The sequence below is a fragment of the Ruminococcus sp. YRD2003 genome (assembly GCA_900109435.1).
In the GTDB taxonomy this organism is placed as follows: domain Bacteria; phylum Bacillota; class Clostridia; order Oscillospirales; family Ruminococcaceae; genus Ruminococcus; species Ruminococcus flavefaciens_G.
The window spans coordinates 12,900-38,574 of the sequence record FNZT01000004.1 but is presented as its reverse complement, the minus strand read 5'-3'; the positions used below and the strand labels follow the sequence as shown (position 1 = coordinate 38,574).

Annotated in this window: 16 protein-coding genes and 1 tRNA gene; 12 read left to right on the top strand and 5 right to left on the bottom strand. The window is 52.5% G+C overall.

Features of this window, described 5'->3' with window-relative positions:
* The first annotated feature begins 311 nt into the window (after window positions 1-311).
* From BMX22_RS03090 to BMX22_RS03080, 3 genes are all read left to right on the top strand, one after another.
* Entirely contained in the window at window positions 312-4,136 is a 3,825-nt protein-coding gene (locus tag BMX22_RS03090) for a hypothetical protein (RefSeq protein ID WP_074740560.1), read from the top strand.
* Window positions 4,137-4,185: 49 nt separating this feature from the next.
* Window positions 4,186-4,395: a hypothetical protein gene (locus tag BMX22_RS03085; protein ID WP_074740558.1), complete on the top strand. Its 210-nt coding sequence runs from the start codon at window positions 4,186-4,188 to the stop codon at window positions 4,393-4,395.
* A 529-nt stretch (window positions 4,396-4,924) separates the two neighbouring features.
* Window positions 4,925-6,730: a Na/Pi cotransporter family protein gene (locus tag BMX22_RS03080; RefSeq protein WP_074740556.1), complete on the top strand. Its 1,806-nt coding sequence runs from the start codon at window positions 4,925-4,927 to the stop codon at window positions 6,728-6,730.
* 111 nt (window positions 6,731-6,841) lie between these two features.
* On the opposite strand, the gene BMX22_RS03075 is transcribed toward BMX22_RS03080, so the two are convergent.
* The gene (locus BMX22_RS03075) at window positions 6,842-8,275 is read right to left on the bottom strand and encodes a polysaccharide biosynthesis C-terminal domain-containing protein (RefSeq protein WP_074740554.1); all 1,434 of its coding nucleotides are present in this window, start codon (window positions 8,273-8,275) and stop codon (window positions 6,842-6,844) included.
* Between the two features lie 667 nt (window positions 8,276-8,942).
* Window positions 8,943-9,018, bottom strand: a tRNA-Ala gene (locus BMX22_RS03070).
* Window positions 9,019-9,284: 266 nt separating this feature from the next.
* On the opposite strand from BMX22_RS03070, the gene carB reads away from it, so the two are divergent.
* The 8 genes from carB to BMX22_RS03030 all read left to right on the top strand — a co-directional run bounded on the left by carB (window position 9,285) and on the right by BMX22_RS03030 (window position 21,597).
* Window positions 9,285-12,506 (top strand): carbamoyl-phosphate synthase large subunit, encoded by a 3,222-nt coding sequence (gene carB, locus BMX22_RS03065; RefSeq protein WP_074740552.1) that lies wholly within the window; start codon window positions 9,285-9,287, stop codon window positions 12,504-12,506.
* 84 nt (window positions 12,507-12,590) lie between these two features.
* The gene (locus BMX22_RS03060) at window positions 12,591-13,055 is read left to right on the top strand and encodes a hypothetical protein (protein ID WP_074740550.1); all 465 of its coding nucleotides are present in this window, start codon (window positions 12,591-12,593) and stop codon (window positions 13,053-13,055) included.
* Between the two features lie 308 nt (window positions 13,056-13,363).
* Entirely contained in the window at window positions 13,364-14,062 is a 699-nt protein-coding gene (locus tag BMX22_RS03055; RefSeq protein ID WP_074740548.1) for an ABC transporter ATP-binding protein, read from the top strand.
* A 14-nt stretch (window positions 14,063-14,076) separates the two neighbouring features.
* A complete protein-coding gene (locus tag BMX22_RS03050) occupies window positions 14,077-16,329 on the top strand; it encodes an ABC transporter permease (protein WP_074740546.1) in 2,253 nt (750 codons plus the stop codon).
* Between the two features lie 62 nt (window positions 16,330-16,391).
* Complete coding sequence (gene feoB, locus BMX22_RS03045; protein ID WP_074740544.1) at window positions 16,392-18,440, top strand: ferrous iron transport protein B; 2,049 nt, start codon at window positions 16,392-16,394, stop codon at window positions 18,438-18,440.
* 267 nt (window positions 18,441-18,707) lie between these two features.
* Entirely contained in the window at window positions 18,708-19,049 is a 342-nt protein-coding gene (locus BMX22_RS03040; protein ID WP_074740543.1) for a hypothetical protein, read from the top strand.
* A 965-nt stretch (window positions 19,050-20,014) separates the two neighbouring features.
* Complete coding sequence (locus BMX22_RS03035; protein WP_074740929.1) at window positions 20,015-20,695, top strand: response regulator transcription factor; 681 nt, start codon at window positions 20,015-20,017, stop codon at window positions 20,693-20,695.
* Window positions 20,695-21,597: a sensor histidine kinase gene (locus tag BMX22_RS03030; protein WP_074740541.1), complete on the top strand. Its 903-nt coding sequence runs from the start codon at window positions 20,695-20,697 to the stop codon at window positions 21,595-21,597. The genes BMX22_RS03035 and BMX22_RS03030 overlap by 1 nt, the downstream gene beginning before the upstream one ends.
* 100 nt (window positions 21,598-21,697) lie before the next feature.
* Here the strand turns inward: BMX22_RS03030 and BMX22_RS03025 are convergent, their stop codons facing one another.
* The 3 genes from BMX22_RS03025 to BMX22_RS03015 form a co-directional block, all read right to left on the bottom strand.
* Window positions 21,698-22,993: a Sapep family Mn(2+)-dependent dipeptidase gene (locus tag BMX22_RS03025; protein WP_074740539.1), complete on the bottom strand. Its 1,296-nt coding sequence runs from the start codon at window positions 22,991-22,993 to the stop codon at window positions 21,698-21,700.
* A 135-nt stretch (window positions 22,994-23,128) separates the two neighbouring features.
* A complete protein-coding gene (locus tag BMX22_RS03020; protein WP_074740537.1) occupies window positions 23,129-24,268 on the bottom strand; it encodes an ABC transporter ATP-binding protein in 1,140 nt (379 codons plus the stop codon).
* Window positions 24,269-24,379: 111 nt separating this feature from the next.
* Window positions 24,380-25,159, bottom strand: a complete 780-nt coding sequence (locus BMX22_RS03015; RefSeq protein WP_074740535.1) for a pseudouridine synthase — start codon at window positions 25,157-25,159, stop codon at window positions 24,380-24,382.
* A gap of 83 nt (window positions 25,160-25,242) precedes the next feature.
* On the opposite strand from BMX22_RS03015, the gene BMX22_RS03010 reads away from it, so the two are divergent.
* Window positions 25,243-25,671: a DUF4830 domain-containing protein gene (locus BMX22_RS03010; protein ID WP_318259668.1), complete on the top strand. Its 429-nt coding sequence runs from the start codon at window positions 25,243-25,245 to the stop codon at window positions 25,669-25,671.
* Window positions 25,672-25,675 lie beyond the last annotated feature (4 nt).

Genomic DNA, 25,675 nt, shown 5'->3' with positions numbered 1-25,675 from the left:
GAGAGTACCCCATAGGGGCAAAATTTAAATTGAAAGTTTTAGGAAGGGAGTTTGAGGGAGAACCCTTTTTCAAAAGGGTTTCCCTCAATAAATACTCCGTAATGCTTTCGTATGAGTACAGTGTGTTCGGTGAAAAATAAATGCACCCTCTCCCTTTTTCAGGGGGTATTATTATATGAGAGCCCGTTTCAGGGGCAGAACTTGCAAATAAAGGCAATACCGCCTGAAGGCTTTGTGCGGTGTTGCCTAAAGTATGGAGGTATGCGGTTATGCGCAGTTTAGAAGAATTAAAATAACTCGGTGAAAATGGCATGGAGGAACTTGCCAATACCATGCGAAGCCCAGACTTCGGCAAGCTCAGCTATGAGCAGCGCCTTGACTGTATGGCGGAATATCTCTGCCTGAAAGCACTCAAGGAGAATCCGAAACTACAGGAAGAAAAGCAGGAAAGACTGCACAGAGATCTGAAATGTACGGGAACTGCGAGGCGCTCGCTCTCAAGGCTGTTGACGAAGTTCACAGGCGAGCAGTGCCTTAACGAGCTCAACAGCGAATATTATTCCGACAGCATTTACGGAAAGCGCCTGATGTACGATTCCACAGGCTACATAAGCGGCTATACCGAAGCCCAGCTCACAGGTATATATATAAAGAGCAGGACAAAGAAAAATGTCAACATAGAGTATGATAAAGCGTTAGAAAAGGGCGATACTTCGGAGTTCCACAAGCAGTGGAACGAGGCGAAAGCCCAGAGACAGGCGGAGATCAAGGCACGTGAGCGCAGAAACAAGGAAGACGAAAAGCGAGCCGAGGAGGAGCGCAAAATACGTCTCGCCGAAGAGGAGAAGCTGCGTCAGGAAAAGGAAAAAGCCCGCCTCGAGCGCGAAAAGGAGGACGCACGCAAGCAAGCCGAGCTGCTCGAGGAATTCAATCGCCAAAAAGACCGTGCCGAGATCGAAAAGCACAAGAAGGAAGAAGCAGAAAATAAAAAACCCGAGCCCGAAAAGGAGGAGCCTGCTCCGAAGCAGGAAGAGCCCTCCGCGAGCGAGCTCAGGCAGGAGAAGCGCCGCTCTCTTATCAGCTACCACATCGACAAGATCACCCACGAGGACGAGCTCATAGAAAAAGCCGAGCGTGAACTTGAAAGCTTCGATTCACCCGATTCTAACAAGAGTAAGGCAGACGAGGAGATAAAGAAGCTGGATGATTTCAAGCGCGAAAAGGAAAGAGTCGCAGCTCAGCACGCTAAGAAGACCCGCGAGCTCAACGAACTTGAAGCGCAGATTTGTTCAATGGAAACAATAGTGCCGAACAAGGACACCAAGAAGCTGTTCAAGGATTATATGCTCCTTTTGGCTCAGTGCAGCGATACATACAGAAATATGAACAGTGACGAGCAGGAGCTCGCCGACGAAAAGATAAGGAACAAGATGAAAGCTTCGGATAAGACGTTCGAGATCATCACCGAAAACTGCCTAACGGGCTCAAATGCGATAATGATAATGAACACCGATTATGTAAAGAGCACGTGCTTCTCGGGCTCGGTCATGCCCAAAGTGAAGAACGCGTCCCCCGAAGCCGCAAATAAACAGAGCGATGAATTCTTCTTGCAGTTGAAGTTAGCCAACGAGTGGGAAGCCGACCTCGGAGGAAACAGTTTCCACACATACAGCGTACAGAAGCGCTCCGCTGCGGATATCGACCTGATAGGAGCCGACGCCAAAAAAATAGAGAAAAAAGAGGCGGAATGCACGATTAAGCTTGCCGAGCTCGGCGATAGCACCAAGAGATACCTGAAGAAGAAGGAAGAAGTCAATGACCTCAAGCTCAGAATGGCTGAGGAGCGCTATGAACGCGAGAAGGAGCTCTATACCGAGGGCGTACCCGAGTCCATGATAAAGGCGGAAGAGGAGAAGTACGTCGATGAGAAGGCGAAGTCTATCCGCAAGTCGCAGGAGCGTGAGCGATTCCTCGAAAACACCAAGCTCATCAACGAGCACAGAGCTCAGGTCAAGAAAAACGACATGATCGCACACCCCTACGACTATCCCTCGACCGAGACCATAGATGAGGCGATCGCGCTGGATAAGTCGAGAGTCGAGCCTGGTGTCGATTCTCCTCAGACGCTGCGTGCTATACTCCTCGACCTGACAGCCCTAAATATACAAAAGGAAGTAAGCGGCGGAGACGCTATGTTCGACAAAGACGTTCACACTCTCAACTACACCGAGCTCAGCAACGACTCCACGTTCGGGGATATGCTGAGCAGTATGTCCGAAAAAAAGCTCCTCGAAGCTATTAATGACAATGCGAAGTTCTACGAAGACTACAAGAAAGAGAAGAAGGCAGAAACCGAACTTGAGCCCTTAAACATCAACGCAGAGATCGAAAAGAACGCCGCCAACCTCAACATCGGCGAGGAGAAGGAAAAGGCAGTGAACGCTCCCGCACCCGATGACGGGCTCCCCGAAGCTCTCAGAGAGGAGAAGAAGGCAGAGGACGAGCTTGAGCCGCTCAATATCGGCGAGCTGCAAGCAGAGGCAGAGAAGAAGGCCGTAAAGCAGAAGAAGCATACCGAGGCAGCTCCCGTCGACATTATGCCCGAAGCTCCCAAGGATGAGACAGTCAAAAACGAGACAGTTTACGACGAAATAGTCTCACTCAAACAGGACACTGCGACCCTCAATAAAGAAGAAGCGCCCGACCTCGACAGCCTGCGCAGCGAGCTGGAGCAGACCCAAGCGAAGCCGAGGAGCAATTCTATCAAGCCCTCCGACCACCCTGATTTTGAGGACTTTATCCTCAACAACGAAAACCTTGATATCGGACGCGAGTCACTGAAAATAGAGGAGGAGCGCATCTCCAACAGACTTGACGACGACACCTTCATCAATAACAGACAAAGCGGCAAGGCGCGCCAGTCGATATACAAGAAGTCAGAGCCTCAGACCTCACCCACGGCCGAGAATAAGACCGAGCCGATAGATATCATGCCTCCCAAGGCGGTCGAGAACAACGTCATCGAGAACAATATCATCGAGAAGAAGGTCATCGGAGCAAAGAACGTATCCGAATTAATAAATCGAAAGTCAGATGATGCCGCGCTTGCGGATAAAGCAGTCGGCATCGCAGCCGCAGCTCGTCTGGCGTGCAAGGGCGTGTGGTTCGGAAGCGGCAAGTACAGCGATGCACTTTCCGCCATGGATAAGCTGAGCGCCGCAATGCAGGCATACACAGCGCTTGACACAGACCCGAACGCCACACTCAAGGAAAAGAAGGAGGCTCTCGAGAAAGTAACCGAACTCAACAAGCAGCTCAAGGAAAAATCAGAGCTGTACTTCGAGCGCAAGAGAGGACAGGGTCTCCTCACCAATAGCGGCGATATGCCCGAAAACTTATCGAAAAAGACTGCAAAGCGTATCAACGCCGTGAAGGACGCTGTAGAGCTGAGCAGCGACATTGACAAGCTGATAAGCACAAGAACGAAGGAGTACGACAGGCTCAACAGATCGAGAGACGAAATTATGAGCCATAATTATCCCCGAACGGAGGTACATAATACAGGCGATTTGATCGAACGCGATTATTTATTGGATGCATACACGGAGGCAAACAAAGCACGCAGCACTATCCGTAGGGCGGTCATATCGGGCAAGACAATGGATATGACCAAGAAGAAAGCGTGTATTGCAAAGATAATGGTCAACGAGGTCATGACCAATATGAAGTACCGCGAGGAGTCATCAGGGTTCGGCATCGGTGCATTAACAAATTATCTCCCGGAAGCTGCAATGGACCCAAAGACGATATTCTATAACAAGCAGATCGAGATGATGATACACGACAAGGTGTTCATCAATATGGTCTCAAAGCTCAACGAGGACCAGCTCGTCGAATTTGTTGCCAATCCGTCCGATCTGACAAGGAAATACGTCACCTCTCCCGATAAAGCAAAGAGCCTGATTAGCGTTAAAGAAGAAATAGAGAATGCCAAAGCATCTGTAAGCAAGAAAAAGACCAAAGATAAGACAAAGGATAAGAGCAAGGATAAGACCAAGAGCAAGACAACGGACAAAACAACGAGTAAGACAACGGGGAACAAAAAGGGCAATGAAAAGACCTTTAAAAAGAAGTGATCGGTAATAGTCTTATCCCCGAGCGACAGATATTTCAAGGAAGCAGAGCATGAACGAGAACGAGTTAAATCGCGCACTGTCAGCACTTTCGGGACAGCGTCCGAAAGCCCCGACGGAGCTGACAGAGAATATGGTAAAAGCTGCACGCCGCCTCGAAGCTGAGCGCCTGCGGCAGAAAGCCGATATCAGGAAGAGCAGCGAACCCGATACGGCTCCAACTCTCGGAAAGCCCGAAAAGAAAAAGAACAACACACTGTAACGCCCCCGACATAAGGACTGTATTCATACAGAAGCAATACGGATATTAATTGAGGGAAACCCTTTTGAAAAAGGGTTCTCCCTCGAGCCCCTTTCCAAAGACTTTTAGTCCAAATTTTGCCCCTATGGGGTACTCTCATTGAAAAGAAAGACTAACTCTTTTCATATCAGGAGAGTACCCCATAGGGGCAAAATTTAAATTGAAAGTTTTAGGAATGGAGTTTGAGGGTGACTCCCCGCAGTGCGGGGAGATGTCGCGAAGCGACAGAGGGGACCGCCGCTGTTAGCGGAACCCTTTTTCAAAAGGGTTTCCCTCAATTAATATCCGTATTGCTTCTGTATGAATACAGTCCTTATGTCGGGGGTGGAAGGGGTGTACTTGGCAGCGGACATAGAGACATATAAAAAATGAATGTTAAATCCATGTAAAATAAATCTGTTTTCTATTGACTGTCCGTTCCGTTTCGGTATAATATAAAGTAGAGAAAAAATAAAGGAATTGAAAAAAACGCAAAATGAGGTAATTTTGTATGAACGGAACGGAATTTTCAATATTTAACATCTTCACAATGCTCGGAGGGCTCGCCTTCTTCCTCTACGGAATGAACGTAATGTCGACGGGGCTTGAAAAGCTGACGGGCGGAAAGCTCGAAGTAGCGCTCAAGAAAATGACATCCAACAGATTCATGGCTATCATACTGGGAATGGTAGTCACGATAGCGATACAGTCATCGTCAGCGATGACGGTAATGCTTGTCGGCTTCGTAAACTCTGGGCTGATGTCGCTGGAGCAGACAGTCGGCGTATGTTTCGGCTCGGATATCGGTACCACACTAACAGCGTGGATACTCAGTCTTGCAGGAGTGGACGGAACGAACCCGTTCATAAAGATGCTCAAGCCGACATCATTTGCACCGATAGTCGCTATCATCGGTGTAATGCTGATAATGGGTGCAAAGAAGAACAAACACAAGGACGTGGGACGTATCCTTGTCGGCTTTGCCATCATAATGACAGGAATGTCGCTGATGTCCGATTCGGTATCACCGCTTGCCAATTCACCGAAATTCCAGCAGATACTAACAGCCTTCCACAATCCTATCCTCGGCGTGCTCGTAGGCGCAGGATTCACGGGAGTTATCCAGAGCTCCGCCGCATCCGTCGGAATATTGCAGGCATTCTCACAGACAGGCGCCCTGACCTACGGTATGGCACTGCCGATAATCATGGGACTTAACATAGGCACCTGCGTGACAGCGCTCATTTCGAGCATCGGCGTAAACAAGAATGCAAAGAGAGTAGCGTGCATCCACATTCTCATAAAGGTGCTCGGCACACTGATACTGCTTCCCGTAGCGCTTATCCTTCAGCACGTCGTACAGCTCGGCATTTTCGATGAGCCTGTCGGATATGTGGGCATCGCGGTGATGCACTCGATATTCAATATCGCCACAACGATTATCCTTCTTCCCTTCACCCCCATGCTTGTCAAGCTTTCGCGCATCATAGTCCGCGACAAGGAAGGCGGAGAATCCGAAACGGAGGATAATCGCCTGAGAGGACTCGACGAGCGCTTCCTCAAGACGCCCGCAGTCGCAGTAGAGACCTGCCGCAGCACCACCATAGAAATGGCGAACATCACGAGCGAGGCGATAAACGACGCGCTTGAGCTGCTTGTTTCGCCGTATAACGCGGAAAAGGTCCGCTCAGTCATAGACGCCGAAGACCTCATAGACCACTACGAAGACAAGATAAACAGCTACCTTGTACGGCTTTCCAAGAGCAGTATCACAGGCAAGGACAGCCGCCGCGTTGCGAAAATGATGCACTGTGTCGGCAACTTCGAGCGTATCTCCGACCACGCGGTCAACCTCATAGAATCCGTGCAGGAGTGCAAGGAAAAGGGCATCAAATTCTCGGATGAATGCATCAACGAGCTGAAAGTCATAACCGAGGCTATCTCCGAGAATATCTCGACAGCGTTCAGCTCATACATCACCAACGACCTCGGTGCGGCACATAAGGTAGAGCCGCTCGAAGAGGTGGTGGACAACCTCAGCACCGAGCTGAAAAACCGTCATATCCGCAGGCTCCAGAACGACGAGTGTACGGTAGAGCTCGGCTACATCTTCCAGGATATCCTGACCAATCTTGAACGTATATCCGACCACTGTTCAAATATTGCGGGCTGTCTCATCGAGACCGACGAAAAGACCAATCTCCACGCATATCTCCACGACGTAAAGGAGAACGACGAGACCTTCCGCAACGAGTTCCGCACCTATTCCGAGAGATACTTTGCAAAGCTTGAAGAAGTGGAAGCGAACGAAAGCTGAACCAAAACAGAAGCATACATATAAACAATCAGCCCCGCAGGGTACCCCCGACGGTGAGAAAAACCGCATTGTTCTCACTTCGGCAGTCCCCTGCGGGGCAAAATGTTTGTTTCACTGTTTTCTTCTAAGGAGCTTATTAGCCGTGAGCAGCAGCGCCTTATAGTTGAGCCCGACGACAGCAGCGCACAGCCCCGCAAGGATGAGCACCCACAGCTTGGGCGCGGCGATGATATCCCACGCCATAATAAAGAGCAGTGCCGTATTAATGAGCGAGCGAGCCGCATTGAACTTGAACGGCACGTAATATCTCGCGTCGATGATCCTCACCCAGAAGCAGACGTAATAGCTGAGGAAAGTCGCGATAGAAGCGCCCTGAATGCCCCATTCTGGGATAAGAGCGATGTTGAGCACGATATTGACCGAGCAGGCGACAAGTGCCGTCCAGAAGCTGTTCTTGGTGTGCTTGGTAGCGGAGTAGATACTGCCGAGGAACTGATTCAGCGACATAAAGAGCACGGCAGAAACGAGGATCGGCGTATAGAGGTAGACGTCCGCATATATCTTATAATTCGACGATACCACGAGGAAGCCTGTCAGCGGCTTGATTATGAGCAGGAGCGCCGCAGACGAGATGAAGAGGATAGCCTCATAGGCGTTATAGACCTTTTCGTAGAATTCGCTTCTGTCGGCGGAATCGTTCTCGGTTATCGCGGACATATTCCACGCCTGAAAGAAAATGGTCGAGACCATAGAGATGAGGTTCGGGATACGGTTAGCATAGCCGTACAGCGTAACAGAGCCCTCTCCGAGCTGAGCGCGGTCGCTGTGCATATTCTCGATGAAGAGTCGGTCGGAGACGCTCGTTATCGTCCACATAACGATAGTGGGAATGAGCGGAGCGGCATAGCGCATCATTTTCGCGCCGAGCTCCGTGTTGAAGTACCGCGGGTGCGCGAATTTGCCGAGGTCAGCAACGACGAACAGGAATATCGCGGAGAGCAGGTCGGAGAGAATGACCGCGAGCATAAATCCCGCGACTCCCCACTTGAAGCCCGCAATGAACAGCAGGTTGAAGAGGAAGAGCGTCAGCGTGGCGAGGATGCCGTCGAGCGAGAAGAGCTTGACCATATCCCGCGAGCGCACGAACTGCTGACACAGCATTCGCAGCGAGGAGGTCGTGACATACACCACGAGCAGCAGAGTGTACCCTTGAATGTAGTGGAGTGCGGGGATAAGGCTGAGAAGCGGGACGACGAGAGCCATTAACAGCATACCCGCAAGGGTTATCGCGCCCGAGGTAGTGAAGACCTGCCGCTTGTCGTATTCTTTATCGAGACCGAAGCGTATGAGGTACTCCTGAAGCGCGAAAGTGAATATAGGCTGCAAAAACAGCGCAGTAGGCTCGAGGAGCTCTTTGATATCGTTGCTTGCAGGGTCGAGATGACGGGAATAGAGGCGGGTCAGGAGAATGACGAGTATCTTCGAGCCGAAGCTGCCGATAGCGAAGATACCCGTATTCATCGCGAGCTTTTTATATTTATTCATTGCTTACACTCCGAAAAATGATTTCACAATGTACATTATAACACTAAATGGAAAAAATAGCAAGAAAAAAGAGCCCAGCTTGCCGCGCGGAGAAAACTGCCTCATTGAATAAACTGCCGCGCGAAACCGAAAGTTTCGCTCAAGCCTTTTCAAAGGCTTGCAGAGTCCAGAGGCGGCGCCTCTGGTCGCCGCTCACAGTTTATAAAGAGCGGCGAAATAAAACGAAGGCGCTCCGCAAGAGGTGAATCTAAAAACAGTCCAGTGGACTGTTTTTCGAGATAAGCTGCGTACCAAATCTTTGATTTGGCTTTCGCAGCTATATGCAACTCTGTTGCTGGGGACGCCCTGTAAGAGAGGGCGTCCCTTTGTGGAAGTCCGTAATTGGTATGCCCGCGGAATTATTCCGCGCATAATAACAAAGCCGTTTTTATGCGGAACGCCGAGGCGGCGTTCCCTACAGATATATCGTTTATTGCGGGCATTTCGGTAAAGTGCGGACGCCCGAAGGGCGCCCCTACAAAAAAATGCGGCTCAGTAAAACTGAACTGCGAATCTGCCTGCGGGGGCTTTTTAAATTTAGTCTATATGAACAAGTATGGATCGCGGGAAACAATTTGCGCCCCACATCAAGTGAGGCGCGAAATCGGGGTCGAGCTGACACAGCTCGTGGTGGACTTGAAGGGGATCGAACCCTCGGCCTCTGCGTTGCGAACGCAGCGCTCTCCCAGCTGAGCTACAAGCCCGTGTCCGAAGAACATTATAGCACATTATTTAGCGTCTGTCAAGAAATTTTTACGAGCGGTACATAAGTGGGACACCCTCCGACGCGCCGCTCTGAACATTCCGTCCCTGAGCCCATATATAATTTCAACAAAATCCGCAGAAAACTTCCGTGTATTTTTCCTTGCATTTTGTCGGGATATATGTTATTATATAAGGTAAGAATGTATACCATAACGAATGGTAAATCTATGTCGTGCATACTCTATGCACGGGTGAGGAGAACGATATGCCCAAAAAACAGGATATAAACAAGATCATGATCATCGGCTCGGGACCTATCATCATCGGACAGGCGTGCGAGTTCGACTACTCAGGCACTCAGGCGTGCAAGGCGCTGAGGAATCTGGGTTACGAGATAGTTCTTGTAAACTCTAACCCCGCAACGATAATGACAGACCCCGATGTAGCGGACATCACCTACATCGAGCCTCTGAATCTCGCGAGACTTACACAGATAATCGAGAAGGAGCGCCCCGACGCACTGCTCCCGAACCTCGGCGGACAGTCGGGACTCAACCTCTGCTCCGAGCTTGACAAGGCAGGCGTGCTGAAGAAGTACGGCGTACAGGTAATAGGCGTTCAGGTAGACGCTATCGAGCGCGGCGAAGACCGTATCGAGTTCAAGAATGCCATGAGCGAGCTCGGCATCGGAATGCCCAAGAGCGAGGTAGCGTATTCGGTAGATGAGGCTGTAAAGATAGCCGAGAAGCTGAAATATCCTGTAGTTATCCGTCCCGCCTACACAATGGGCGGCGCAGGCGGCGGCATGGTATACAACGTTGACGAGCTGAAAGTCGTATGCGCAAGAGGCTTGCAGGCATCCCTCGTAGGACAGGTGCTTGTCGAAGAGTGCATCTTCGGCTGGGAGGAGCTCGAGCTCGAAGTAGTCCGCGACGCTAAAAACAACAAGATAACCGTCTGCTTCATTGAGAATATAGACCCCATAGGCGTACACACAGGCGATTCATTCTGCTCCGCACCTATGCTGACCATACCCGAGGACGTCCAGAAGGAGCTTCAGGATATGTCCTACCGCATAATCGAATCTATCGAAGTTATCGGCGGCTGTAACTGCCAGTTTGCACGCGACCCCGAGACAGGCCGCATCGTCGTTATCGAGATAAACCCGAGAACATCGCGTTCTTCGGCGCTCGCTTCAAAGGCAACGGGCTTCCCGATAGCGCTGGTATCGGCAATGCTCGCCTGTGGACTCACTCTTGACGAGATACCCTGCGGCAAGTACGGCACACTCGACAAATACGTCCCCGACGGCGATTACATCGTTATCAAGTTCGCACGCTGGGCATTCGAGAAGTTCAAGGGCGCAGAGGACAAGCTCGGCACACAGATGAGAGCTGTCGGCGAGGTAATGAGCATAGGCAAGACCTACAAGGAGGCATTCCAGAAGGCTATCCGCTCGCTCGAAAAGGACAGATACGGCCTCGGCTTCGCCAAGAATTTCCACGAAATGACCAAAGACGAGCTCATGAAGGAGCTCCGCTACCCCACCAGCGAGAGACAGTTCGTTATGTATGAGGCTCTCCGCAAGGGCGCGACCGTTGATGAGCTCCACGAGCTCACAAAGATAAAGAAATATTTCATCGAGCAGATGAAGGAACTCGTAGACGAGGAGGAAGCACTTCTCGCAAACAAGGGCGCAGTTCCCTCAAAGGACGTGCTGAAGCAGGCTAAGCTCGACGGCTTCAGCGACCGCTACCTCAGCTCTCTCCTCGAAGTTACCGAGCAGGAGATACGCGAGGCGCGAATCGGCTTCGGCATCAAGGAGGCATGGGAGGGCGTACACGTAAGCGGCACACAGAACGCGGCTTACTACTACTCGACCTACCACCTCGACGAGGACAAGAGCCCCGTAAATACAGACAAGCCCAAGATAATGATACTCGGCGGCGGCCCCAACCGTATAGGACAGGGCATCGAGTTCGACTACTGCTGTGTTCATGCGGCTCTCGCACTCAAGAAGCTCGGCTTCGAGTCAATTATCGTAAACTGCAATCCCGAGACAGTTTCCACAGACTACGATACATCAGACAAGCTCTATTTCGAGCCCCTCACCCTCGAGGACGTCCTCTCTATCCACGAGAAGGAAAAGCCCGTGGGAGTTATCGCACAGTTCGGCGGACAGACTCCCCTCAACCTCGCAAGCGACCTCAAAAAGTACGGCGTAAATATCCTCGGTACAACTCCCGAGACTATCGACCTCGCTGAGGACAGAGACCACTTCCGCGCTATGATGGACAAGCTCGGCATACCCATGCCCGAGGCGGGAATGGCAGTCAATGCGGACGAGGCTATCGAGATAGCCAACCGTATCGGCTACCCTGTAATGGTGCGTCCTTCCTACGTTCTCGGCGGACGCGGCATGGAGATAGTCCACGACGACGAAATGATGAAGGTATATATGGACGCGGCAGTCGGCGTGACACCCGACAGACCCATACTCATCGACCGCTTCCTCAACCACGCAACAGAGTGCGAGGCTGACGCTATCTCCGACGGCACACACTGCTTCGTACCCGCTGTTATGGAGCACATCGAGCTCGCAGGCGTACACTCGGGCGACTCCGCGTGCATACTCCCGTCGAAGAACCTCACGGAGAAGCAGGTAGCAACTATCAAGGAGTACACGAAGAAGATAGCGGTAGAGATGAACGTATGCGGCCTTATGAATATGCAGTACGCTATCGAGGGCGACACAGTATACGTGCTTGAAGCAAATCCCCGTGCATCGAGAACAGTCCCGCTCGTATCGAAGGTATGCGACATCAACATGGTCAGGATAGCGACGGACATCATCACATCATCGCTCACGGGCAGACCTTCTCCCGTACCCGAGCTCAAGGACAGAAAGATAAACCACTACGGCGTCAAGGAAGCGGTATTCCCGTTCAATATGTTCCCAGAGGTCGACCCCGTCCTCGGACCTGAGATGCGCTCCACAGGCGAAGTTCTCGGTATCGCGAAGTCATTCGGCGAGGCATACTACAAGGCTCAGGAGGCAACAAAGAACCCGCTTCCCGAGGAGGGCACAGTGCTTCTCTCGGTATGCGAGCGCGACAAGCCCGAGCTTATTGATATTGCGAAGGGCTTCCACGAGATAGGCTTCAACATTCTCGCAACAGGCAGAAGCTACGAGATGATAAAGGAAGCAGGCATCCCCTGCAAGCGTATATACAAGATATACGAGGGCAGACCCAACATCGCCGACGAGATAGCAAACGGCGAGATACAGCTCATCGTCAACACCCCCGCAGGCAAGACGAGCATCTACGACGACAGCTATATCCGCAAGGCTGCTATCAAGCACCGCGTGAGCTACATCACCACCATGGCGGCGGCTAAGGCGAGCGTTGAGGGCATCAAGGCGAAGAAGCTGAACAAGTGCCTCGAAGTCAAGTCATTGCAGGCACACCACGGCGATATAGAATAAGGCGGGGAGTCCCCCCGCGGGCGGTTTCGCGGCGAAGTTTTCTTGAAACGGAAGCTGTCTCCGCGGAACACACTTGTATCAAATATGAAAAAAGCTATAGTTTTAGCTGTCGGAGTGCTTGCGGCGCTGCTGCTGAGCGGCTGCTCGGCAGTGTACGACACCTACACCGACAGCAAAAAAGCGGATGTTCTGAGAATTGCGGGCTTTACGTTCGGGCTTGCCGACAGCGGCAGGATAAGCACTGACGACAGCCTGACCAAGCGCAATATCGGCAGCTACACCGATAACAAGGACATCATCGGCATTTTCAGCGAGGACTATTACACCAACACGACGGTACTTCTCGATAATGACACGGTGCTCATAGAGCGCGACGTCATATTTCAGGGAGCCAAGGGCTATATCGTGACGAGGAATGATAAGAGCCTCGGCAGCCGTTCAACGCTCACCGTACCGCTCGGCTACGACGGGAACAGTGTCACTGTCACAGGCGAAGCCGATCTCGACTGTGACGGCGTGAAGGTGTACAGCTACTCCGCAGGGTTATAAAAGCAAAGAGGACTGGTTTTCAGTCCTCTTTTTTTGTATGTTTGGCGGATGATTTGTAGGGGCGGATATTATCCGCCCGCCCCGCCCGCAACAACCGTAGGGGCGCCCTTTGGGCGTCCGCGAATACACGAACACACCCGCGGTGACAATCTGTAGGGGGACGATGCCCAACGCCTCCGCCCCTACAATCGTTGATGAAACAGGTATTGACAAAAATAAAACAATGTGATATAATGAGACCAAGGTCAGTGGATGACCTATATTTTATTGATTGTAGGTTAGCTTTGTCTAACGAAAGGGATGACATCATGTTTATCGAAATCTGTGACATCAAAAAAGCCTTCGGCGAGGGCGAGAGCCGCGTCGATGTACTCAAAGGGATATCCTTCGAGCTTGAAAAAGGCGAGTTCTGCGTGCTTCTCGGACCGTCAGGCTCGGGCAAATCCACGCTGCTGAACATCATCGGCGGCATAGACCGCGCCGACAGCGGACACATCTCCATAAACGGCGAAAAGACGGAAGACATGAACGAGAGAGCCCTCACGCGCTACCGCCGCAAGCACCTCGGCTACATATTCCAGATGTACAATCTTATCCCGAACCTCAACATCAAGGAGAACATCGAAGTCGGCGCATATCTGGGCGACAACCCGCTTGACGTAGACGATATCCTGAAAACTCTCGGTCTCTACGAGCACCGCCACAAGCTCCCGAACCAGCTCTCGGGCGGACAGCAGCAGCGCACCGCCATAGGCAGAGCCATAGTAAAAAATCCCGATATACTGCTCTGCGACGAGCCCACGGGCGCACTTGACTACAACACCTCCAAGGAGATATTGAAGCTTATCGAAACGGTAAATCAGAAGTACGGCAGCACAGTCATAATGGTGACGCACAACGACGCGATAAAGAACATGGCAGACAGGGTAGTCAAGCTCCGCGACGGCGTCATCAGGTCGAACAAGCAAAACGAGCACAAGCAGACCGCAGACGAGCTCGAATGGTAAGGGAGGGCTGAAACATGAGAGACCCTCTGAAACGCCGCATCCCGCGCGAGATACGTTCCGAGGCGGGAAAATACATAGTCATATTCATATTCATGGTAGCGCTCATCGGCGTAGCATCGGGCTATTTTATTGCCGACGCGAGCCTGAAAGTCGCCTACGACGAGAGCTTCGAGACCTACAACATCGAGGACGGCTTCCTTGAATTCGCAGAAAAGCCCGACGAAGCGCTGCTTGAAGCCTGTGAGGAGGAGGGCATCACCCTCTACGACAACACCTTCAAAGACGAGCCCTGCGACAACGGCAGCACCGTCCGCCTGTTCAGGATAAGGGAGGAAGTCAACATTCCCTGCCTGCTCGACGGAGCCCTCCCCGAGGCAAAAGACGAGATAGCCCTTGACCGCCTGTATATGAAGAGCAACGGCATAAAACAGGGCGACACGATAACGCTCGACGGCGAGGACTACAGGATAACGGGAACGATAGCACTTCCCGATTATTCGGCGCTATACAAGAACGTCACCGACTTCATGTTCGATACGGAGAAATTCGGCGTCAGCGTAGTTACACCCGAGGGCTTTGACAGGGTCAGCGACAATTACATACACCGTTCATACTCGTGGAAGTACGACGACCCGCCAGAGGACCACTTCGGCAAGGAGGCAAAGGAGCGCGGCGAAGACCTCGCAAAGGCGCTCTCACAGAAGGCAGTGCTCAGCAATTTTGTGCCGACCTGCCGAAACAGTTCGATAAAATTCTCGGGCGACGACATCGGACACGACAGAGTAATGATGCTTGTCATGCTCGATATGCTCATCGTCATCATATCCTTTGTATTTGCCGTAACGACGAGCAATACCATAACCAAGGAAGCGAACGTCATCGGCACGCTCCGCGCCTCGGGCTATACGCGCCTCGAGATGATACGTCATTATCTTGCCGCCCCCGTCATCGTACTGCTTGCAGCCTGCGTAGTCGGCAACGTCCTCGGATACACGATACTGAAGGACTTCATGTCGAATATGTACCTCGGCTCGTACAGTCTTGTCAGCTACAAGACCCTGTGGAATGCCGACGCCTTCATAGACACGACAGTTATCCCGATGATAATACTCATCGCGATAAACGTCATAATGCTCGCGTATAAGCTCAGCCTTTCCCCGCTGAGATTCATACGCCGCGACCTCAAGCGTCACCAGCGCAGGAAGGCTTTCAAGCTCAATACAAAGATACCGATAATGACGAGATATCGTCTCCGTGTGCTTTTCCAGAACATCGGCGGCTACCTGACAATATTCACAGGCATCTTCTTTGCAAGCGTCATAATGGTATTCAGCCAGCTTTTCTCGCCGCTTCTTGACAAGTTTGCCGACGACAGCATCAACAGCATGATAGCTCAGCACACGTACATACTCAAAGCCCCCGTGCCGACCGAAAACGAAACAGCCGAAAGATTCGCGGCGGGCAGTCTGAAAATAGTCCGCGGCGACTTCTCTGAGGAGGTGTCCGTCTACGGCATCATCGAGGACAGCAGCTACTTCCACTCGGAGATAGGCAGCGGCACTGTTGAGATATCCTCCGCATACGCCGACAAGTACCGCCTGAAAGAGGGCGACAGCATCACCCTTGAGGACGAATACGGCGGCAAGGAGTACACCTTTGACATAAGCGGCATATACGACTATCCGTCGTCGCTCGTGGTATTCATGGACATCAGCTTCTTCAACGAGACCTTCGGCAATGACGAGGACTACTTCTCGGGCTATTTCTCGAACAGCGAGCTTGACGACATCGACGAGAAGCTGATTGCCTCGGAAATAACCGAAGACGAGGTGACCAAGACCTCGCGCCAGCTCAAACGCTCAATGGGCAATATGATGATAATATTCGTAGTGCTCGGCATATCGGTCATCGTGCTCGTTGTATACCTGCTCTCAAAGGTAATGATAGAGAAGAACGCGCAGTCGATATCGGTCGCGAAGATACTCGGCTACGAGCCGCGTGAGATAAGCGGCATATACCTGCGCACGACGACGATAGTGACCATAGCGTCGTTCCTGCTGTGCATACCGCTCGAAGGCAGAGCGCTCGACTGGCTCTGGCGCACGATGATGATGGAGTATCCTGGCTGGCTTGCCCCCGACGTGCCTGCGTCCGCGTATGTCAAGACCGTGGCGATAGGCATCGCGACCTACCTTGTCACAACTCTGCTCCTCAAACGCAGGATAAATAAGATACCCATGGACGAAGCCCTGAAAAACGTCGAATAAACGGCTAAAAAGTCATTTTCCGCCCCATTCCCTCATATATTTGAGAGAATGGGGTGATCTTTATGGAAGAAAAGAGCATACTTGTGGCGCTGGCGGGCAATCCCAATGTCGGGAAGTCCACGGTATTCAACGCACTTACGGGAGCGAAGCAGCACACAGGCAACTGGGCGGGCAAGACGGTAGCCTGCGCCGAGGGCAGCTACACACACGCAGGGCGCCGCTATACGCTTGCGGATATCCCGGGCACATACTCGCTGCGAGCGGGCTCAGCCGAAGAGCAGGCAGCCCGCGATTTCATCTGCTTCGGGGGAGCCGAGGCAGCGATAGTGGTCTGTGACGCCACCTGTCTCGAGCGCAGCCTCAACCTTGTATTGCAGGTGATATCGGTCATTCCGCGGACGGTAGTCTGCGTGAATCTCATAGATGAAGCCGCAGGCAAGGGCATCACAGTCGATACGGAAAAGCTCTCGGAGCGGCTCGGCGTGCCCGCGGTTTCGGCGGCGGCGCGCAGCGGAGTCGGACTGACCGAGCTGTGCGAAGCGGTGGCGGAGGTCACATCGTCGGAATCGGCGCCCGAGCCGATACGCGTGAAGCTCCCGCAGGAGATAGAGGAGGCGGCAGCAGGGCTTGCGGAGCTCATGGGCGGGAGCACGCACAGGGCGGCGGCACTGCGGCTCATGGAGGGCGACCGCAGCTTTATTGCCGAAGCCGAAAAGCACGGCGCGGTCAGCGTACAGGACAGCGAGCGGCTCGCGGAGCTGATAACGCGGCTGGATGAGGCGGGCTACAGCGGCGAGCACATCGCCGACAGCGTCATTGCGTCATATTCGCAGCTTGCCGCCGATATCGCAGGTGAAGTCGTCACATACGCTTCCGCCGAGCCCAACAGGCGCGACCGTTTCCTCGACCGCATTTTCCTCAGCCGCACCACGGGAATACCCGTAATGCTGGTGCTGTTTCTGCTGATAATGTGGCTGACCGTAGCGGGCGCAAACTATCCCTCCGAGCTGCTCGGCAGATTATTTGACAAAGGCGGCGACCTCCTGTCCTCGGGGATGCACCGCGCGGGAGCCCCCGACTGGCTCGAGGGGGTGCTGGTCGAGGGGATATACCGCACACTGACGTGGGTGATATCGGTCATGCTGCCGCCGATGGCGATATTCTTCCCGCTGTTCACGCTGATGGAGGATATGGGCTATCTGCCGCGAATCGCGTTCAATCTTGACGGCTGCTTCAAGTGTGCGGGAGCGTGCGGCAAGCAGGCGATAACGATGTCAATGGGACTGGGCTGCAACGCGTGCGGAGTCACGGGCTGCCGCATAATCGACTCCCCCCGCGAGAGGCTGATAGCGGTGCTCACGAACAGTCTCGTCCCCTGCAACGGCAGATTCCCGACGATAATCGCGGTTATCACGATGTTCATCGCAGCATACGGCGGAGCCTTTTCCCGCGTATTGCAGGGCGGAGCCCTCGGGCTCGTACTGCTGAGCGGCGTGCTGATGACGCTGCTGATGTCGAAGCTCCTTTCCGCGACGATACTCCGCGGCGAGCCCTCGTCATACACACTCGAGCTCCCGCCTTACCGCCGTCCGCAGGTGGGAAAGGTGCTGGTGCGCTCGCTGCTTGACCGCACAATATTCGTCCTTGGCAGAGCGTGTACAGCGGCGGCACCGTGCGGGCTGCTGATATGGCTCATGGCAAATGTCCGTATATCGGGCGAAACGCTGCTTTCCCTCGCCGCGGGAGCCCTCGACCCCGCAGGTCAGCTGATGGGGCTCGACGGCGTGATACTGCTTGCATTTCTGCTTGGCTTCCCCGCGAACGAGATAGTGGTCCCGATGATACTCATGGCATACCTTGCGAACGGCAGTCTCACAGAGATGAGCGATACAGCGCAGCTTCGCGAGCTGCTGACGGCGAACGGCTGGGATATGCGTACAGCGGTGTGTATGCTCATCTTCACGATGTTCCACTTCCCGTGTGCGACGACCTGTATGACGATACACAAGGAGACGGGCAGTCTGCGCTGGACGGCACTGAGCATCGTTCTCCCGACGGCAGCGGGAGCATTGCTCTGTATAGCGGCGAATGCGCTGTTCGGGCTGATGTAGGAACAGCCGCTCAGCCGACAGCAATATAGTGCTAAAAACGGAGTTAAAGCTGTCAAAAAGTTTTCAACAGACTGTTGAATGAGAGGTTGATTCCGCACTTTAGCTGTTGAAAATATTGTGGAAAGTGTTAAAACACACGTAAAATACAGTATTTTACAGTCTAAAAAAGTTGAAAACCCTGTGGATAAAAGGGGAAAACGAGTAAAGAATAAAAATGTATTGTGGAAAGACAGTCCACAATCAAAATAAAAAAAGGATATGATTTGTATGAAAAAGATTTTAGCAATAAGCTCCGTTTTTTTACTGTCAGTATGCGCGCTCACAGGCTGCGGAGCTGACCGTAACGACGGCAGGAGCGAGTCCTACTACGACCACTACGACTACGGCAGGACGGACGGCAGCACCGTTGAGGAGCACGCCCACGATGCAGTAGACGGCGCGAAAAATGCAGGCGAGGACGTTGTCAGCGGAGCAAAGGAAGCTGCTGATGATATCATCGGCGGTGCAGGCGATGCCGCACACGACGTCATCGACGGGCTCGACGGCGATATGAGCGGCACAAGCACAACAACAGCAAACACCACCAAAACCGCGACAACTCGGAGATAACAAAGCGCTGCGGATAGCTCTTTCCGCAAGCATTCGCTATACGGGGCGTATATCGGGAGACACCTTTTCTGAAAAAAGGCGCTCTCCCGAGCCCATTTCCAAAGACTTTTAGTCAAAATTTTGTCCCATAAGGTACTCCCGACACGAAAACAAAGCGGTCGTTTGTTTTTCGGGAACGCCTTATTGGGATATTTTTTTAACAAAAGTTTGAGGTGACTCCTCGCAGTGCAGGTAGTCATTTTCGCCGAAGCCGTACCCAAATCGCTTCACTTGTTGTTCGTACTCAACAGACATTTGTATGTGAATCGAGCACAACAGTGAAAGCAGGAGTTGGTCAGGAGCAGCATTGTTCCACGTGGAACAATAGTTCCTTTATGCCCCCGAGCAAAAAAATGACGGCAAAATTGCCGTCAAAAACAGGGAATTGTCAGAGATTAATGAGAACTCATTGCTATATTATATGCCCGCTCGGAACAGATAATACCTATCTTCAAATAATAAATGATTTAACCAGCAAGTACGTTCGCTGCTGTGCTATTTTTAAAAATATTAACGTTTTCGCAGTATGGTTGGAAAAACGGAAGAGAGCTCTGCTCGGGTTGCTATTTCCATAGATATATGTTATAATTAATGTGTCCTTAATAGCCGTTTTAGGCGGTTATTGCCACGAACTTCGTTCGGGGAGCGCAAATTCCCTTTATTATAAAGAATTTGCGCGTCACATTAATTGATGTCAAGCTCATTTTGCCCTAAAGGGCAAAACAAAGTGCAAGAAAAATTATCAATATCATAATTCTTTCTTGCACTTTGACAACAAAAAAACGGCTTTAAAAAGCAGAGAAAAGCCGTTTTTTTATTGTTGAGCAGACATTAATTAATGTGTCCTTAATAACCGTTTTAGGCGGTTTTTGTTGATATTTTTTTCTGCTTTAATAATCTGTATAAACCATCAGGCAGGTGATAACTTGAAAGCTAATATTGCTATAATCGAAGATGAACCCGATATACGCCGAATCCTCCGCGATTTTCTCGAGAAAAACGGCTGCACGGTCAGCGAGGCTGCCGATGGTCTCGCCGCCTCGGAGCTCCTCGCGGTCGGTCACTTCGACCTCATCCTCATGGACCTTATGCTCCCGAATATCAGCGGAGAACGCCTCATCGCGGAGCTCCGCACGCACTCCGATACGCCTGTTATCGTCATTTCCGCACGCTCTATGCTCGAAACAAGGCTCGAAGTTCTCCGCCTCGGCGCCGACGACTACATACTAAAGCCGTTTGACCTGAACGAGGTGCTCGTACGCATGGAGGTCGTCCTCCGCAGAACGGGCAGAGCAGAGCTCCCCGACACTCTCTGCTTTGGCGGTATAACGCTGTATCCCGCGGAAAACCGCGCCTCCTGCGGCGACAAGCCGATTCCGCTCACCGCTAAGGAATTCCAGCTTTTGCTCCTCTTTATGGAGCACCCGCAGAAGGTCTACTCCAAGGCGAATCTCTATGAATCCGTCTGGAACGAGGAATACTGCTACGAGGACAACACCGTCAGCGTACACGTCAGCAACCTGCGCTCAAAGCTGAAAAAGGCGGCAGGACGCGACCTTATCGAGACTGTCTGGGGTATCGGCTACAAGATGAAGGGAGAGCAGTAATGGAGCTTTATGTCCTCATCGCACTTGCCGCTCTCTGTGTCGGACTTGCCGCGTATATTGCCGTGATGAAACTCCAAATGCGAGCGCTGCGCCGTGCTTTGCACCGAAATCTCGACCCTTCCTATGACCGACAGCTCTCGGTATCGCTGCTCGACCCGAGCCTCAACTCCCTCGCTGCCGAGGTGAACAATATCCTCGACGACCAGCGCAGACTGAAACGCGATGCTGTCCGCGCAGAGGGCAATCTGAAGCAGTCTGTGTCCGATATCGCTCACGACCTCCGCACGCCTATGACCGTGATAAAGGGCAATTTGCAGCTTCTCTCGCAGGACGAGCACCTCTCGCCGCGCGGCTGCGAATACCTCGCGACGTGCAGCGAAAAGGCTGACAAGCTGAAGGAAATGGCGGACGCGTTTTTTGAGCTGTCAGTGCTCGAGAGCGACGATACTGCCGCCGAGCTGAGACAGGTCAACCTGACAAAAACACTTATGCAGTTCCTCGCCGACAGCGAAGCTGCCATACGTCTGCACGGGCTCGAGCCGCAGATAGTTTTTCCCGAAAAGACCGCGTTTATCTGCGCCGACGAGCAGATGCTCGTGCGTATGCTCGGAAATGTGCTGAACAATATCCTCAAGTACGCGCACGACAGCTTCAGGCTGGAGGTGGCGGCGGGCAAGGATTCGACTGCCGTTGCCTTTTCAAACCCTGTGCGGGCGGGAGAAATGCCAGATACAAGCCTGATGTTCGAGCGCAGCTACCGCGCGGACGCTTCACGCAGCGGAGGCTCGGCAGGACTGGGACTGTTTATCGTGCGGCTGCTCGCGGAAAAGCAGGGCGCAAAGGTGAGTGCCTCCGCGAAAGAGAATGTGCTGACGCTGCTGCTGGAGTTCCCGAATAATTAAAAAAGTTTGACCTAAAGCAATACCGCACAAAGCCATCAGGTGGTCTTTGTGCGGTATTTCCTTATTTTTCGGGGACGCTTTTCCGATGAATGCGGTTTTCTCAATTGCTGCCGCATAATTCGGCTATTGCCTCTGCCATGAGCTCCGCATTTTTCAGCAGGTCGGAGACGGTGATGAACTCGTCGGGACTGTGCATATGGTAGTCCGTATCGGGGAACTCTGCTCCGAATGCCACTCCGCCCTCTATCCCGTGGACGTAGGTGCCGCCGCCGATAGCGATACAGCGCCCTTTATCGCCCGTCACACGCTCGTACACGCGAAGGAGCGTCTGCACGAATTCGCTGTTGCCGTCGGTGCAGTGGGGTTCGACGCCCTCGCAGGAGTCGATATCAAAGCCCGCCGCGCGGAGCCTGTCGCAGATGATATCGCTTATCTCAGCCTTTGTGCGGTCTATAGGGTAGCGTATGTCGATGCCGCCGCGAAGTCTGCCGTTCTCGGTGCCGAGCATGGACAGCACACAGGTCATACGTCCCGATATATCGTCGGAGAAGCCGAGCCCGCAGGAGGTGCCGTCGGTCTCTCCGTGCGGGAACATATCCGCGAGTTCGCTCAGAAGCGGAACGTTTTTGCCGTGCTCCGCGAGGAATTTCGTTATCGCGTTCTCGCCCTTTTCGGGGGTGGAGGCGTGCGCGGAGGTGCCTTCTGTCGTTCCGAAAGTCATTTTCGGACCGTCACTCAGCGCCTCGACTACCGAGAATCTGCAATTTGCGGGGACTGCGTTTATCACGGTCCCTGCCTTTATTTCCACATTTTCGGGCGCTGCTGCGGAAAAGTACACCCTCAGCATCCCCTTCTCGACGTTGATGACGGGGTACTCGCCGTCGGGAGTGAACACCATCGGCGGCAGACTGCGCTTTTTGCGATAGTATTCGAGGTCGGCCGAGCCGTTCTCCTCGTTCGTGCCGAATATCAGGCGGACTCCCTTTTTCAGCGGTATTCCGAGCTCTTTCAGGGCTCTGAGCGCAAACACCGCCGCAGCGGCGGGTCCCTTATCGTCGATAGCTCCGCGGCCGATGAGCTTGTCGCCGTCGCGTGTGAGCGTGAACGGGTCGGAGCTCCAGCCCTCGCCCGCGGGGACGACGTCAAGATGCGTGAGTATCGCGAGGGCGGGCTCGCTGCCCAATTCAGCCGAGCCTGCGTAGTTATCAACATTTTCCACGGAAAAGCCGTACTCCCGACACTTTTCGAGCATTATCGCAAGGGCGCGGGCGGGCTCTGTACCGAACGGACAGCCGTCGGAAGCCTCGCCCTGCACGCTCGGGATTGCAACCAATTCGCGCAGAAGTGCTGTCATTTCGTCCTTGTGCGACTCTATGTAATTTCTTATCTCAGACATAGCAAACCTCCGTAATATGCAAAAAGCCGCAGCAAAAGGGTCACCCCCGCTGCGGCCTTTTGCCCCGATGCCATTGCCTTTATGGCATCGGATAGAAAGAAAGGATAAATATGAAAAGTGATAATTTCAATGTTATCAGTTGACGATAGCTCTCTCTGTCTCCTTGTCGAACAGATGGATCCTGTTGGGGTCGATAGCGACCTTGATCTCGTCTCCTGGTCTTGCTGTAGATCTCGGGCTTACTCTTGCTGTGAGGTTGTTGCCCTCGCATACGAGGTAGAGGTATGTCTCGGCACCCATAAGCTCGGTGATCTCGACATAAGCGTCGATAACGCCTGTTGTTGCGTTCGAGAGGTACATCTCCTCATCGTGGATGCTCTCGGGACGTACACCGAGGATAATGTCCTTGCCGACATAGTTGCCGAGCTCGTCGTTTACCTTGGACTCGGGAACGATTATCTGGTACTTAACGCCTCTGGAGGTCTTTGTATCGCTCGAGCCGAACTCTACAACGAACTGACCGTACTCTTCCTTGAGAGTAGCGTCGATGAAGTTCATCTGAGGTGAACCGAGGAAGCCTGCTACGAACTTGTTTACAGGGTTCTCGTAGAGGTTCTGAGGAGTATCTACCTGCTGAACGAAGCCGTCCTTCATACAAACGATACGGTCGCCCATTGTCATAGCCTCAGTCTGGTCATGAGTTACGTAGATGAATGTTGTACCGAGCTTCTTGTGGATCTTGGCGATCTCGGTTCTCATCTGAGCACGGAGCTTAGCATCGAGGTTCGAGAGAGGCTCGTCGAGGAGGAATACCTTAGGTGAACGAACGATAGCACGGCCGAGCGCAACACGCTGACGCTGACCGCCCGACATAGCCTTCGGCTTTCTGTCGAGGAGGTGTGAAAGGTCGAGTATCTTAGCTGCCTCGTTTACCTTTCTCTCTATCTCGTCCTTGGGAACTTTACGGAGCTTGAGTCCGAAAGCCATGTTGTCGAATACTGTCATATGAGGATAAAGAGCGTAGTTCTGGAAAACCATCGCGATATCTCTGTCCTTGGGAGCGATATCGTTTACGAGACGGTCGCCGATGTAGAGCTCGCCCTCGGAGATCTCTTCGAGACCTGCGATCATTCTGAGAGTTGTTGACTTACCGCAGCCGGAAGGTCCAACCAGAACGATGAATTCCTTATCCCTTATCTCTAAATTAACATCCGAAACCGCTACAACGCCGCCCGGATACTTCTTGTAAATGCCCTTGAGTGTTAAGCCTGCCATTTAATCCAGTCCTCCAGTTCAAAATTTCTTGCTGAAACACAGTATCAGCTATATTAATATAATACCATTGTTCGTTATATTTTTCAAGAGTCTAAATTGACAAAGTTGCATTTATATCTTTATTAAGAATGCTGAAAAAACGCCCGAAAATTCCCTGCAAAAAGCATCAAAATCAGGGGGTGTGAACAAGTTTTCAACATCTTTGTGCAATAATTCCATAGACTGTCCCTGCGCCAGTTTTTCGGGCAAAATGAGCCCTCCGACGGAAACTCTCATGAGCACTTCTACGTGGTTTTCCACAGCGGCGAACATTCTCTTCACCTGATGATATTTCCCCTCGCACAGCTCTATGAAAGCCAGTTTTTCGGAGCTTTCAACATTTTTAACCTTTGCGGGCAGACATTGATAACCGTCTGACAATGTTATGCCCTCCGCAAACAAGTCAACATATTTACTTTGAAACGAATCGGCAAGTTTCACAATGTATATCTTCGGGATATGATTCCTCGGAGACAGCATACGATGGGCAAGTTCGCCGTCGTCCGTGAGCAGCAGCGCCCCGAGCGAATCCTTGTCGAGCCGCCCCGCAGGAAACATATTCTTCGTCCTTTGCTCGGGCGGGAGCAGCTCCATTACGGTGGGTCCGTCGTTTTCCTCCGTCGAACTGACATAGCCCGCGGGCTTGTTCAGCAGGACGTATTTATAGCGCTGAGCGGCTATCCTGCTGCCCTGTACCTCGACGATGTCGCTGTCGGGGTCTATCTTTGTGTCGGACTTCCTGACGACCGCGCCGTTCACTCGTATCTGTCCCTTTGCGGCGAGCTCCTTTATCCTGCTGCGGGTGAGCTCTCCGCGCTCGGATATGAATCTGTCAAGTCTGATAAGCGGCATAATTACCTCCGTTGGTATAATTTGCGGGTATGTACGAATAATTATTAGTAGCTGCTGTCCAAAAGCCGAAGGAGGTCTCCCATATGTCAAAGAAAACCATGTACATCCTTATTTCCGCGGCAATAGCACTCGCCGCGATAGTCCTGTTCTTTCCCGACAACAAGCCCGCGGATGTCCCCGCGAGCGCTCCCGTCGATGCTTCCTCGGCGAGCCGCCGCATCGACTACTTCGCCTCTCACGGCTGGGAGGTCGAGGAGATAGCCGAGAAGAATATCACGATACCCGCCGATTTTTCGCAGGATTACGAGCAGTATGCACAGCTTCAGGATAAGCAGGGGCTGCCCCTCCGCGAGTATGCGGGCAGGAACGCTCAGCTCTACGTATACGATGTAAAAAACTACAGTCCCGAAAGCAGGAAAATGCTTGCGGAACTGCTTGTCTGCGACGATACGGCGATAGCCTCCATGGTCTACAGCGAGGACGGAGGCTCGCTCCGCCTTGCGGTGAGCTGATGTA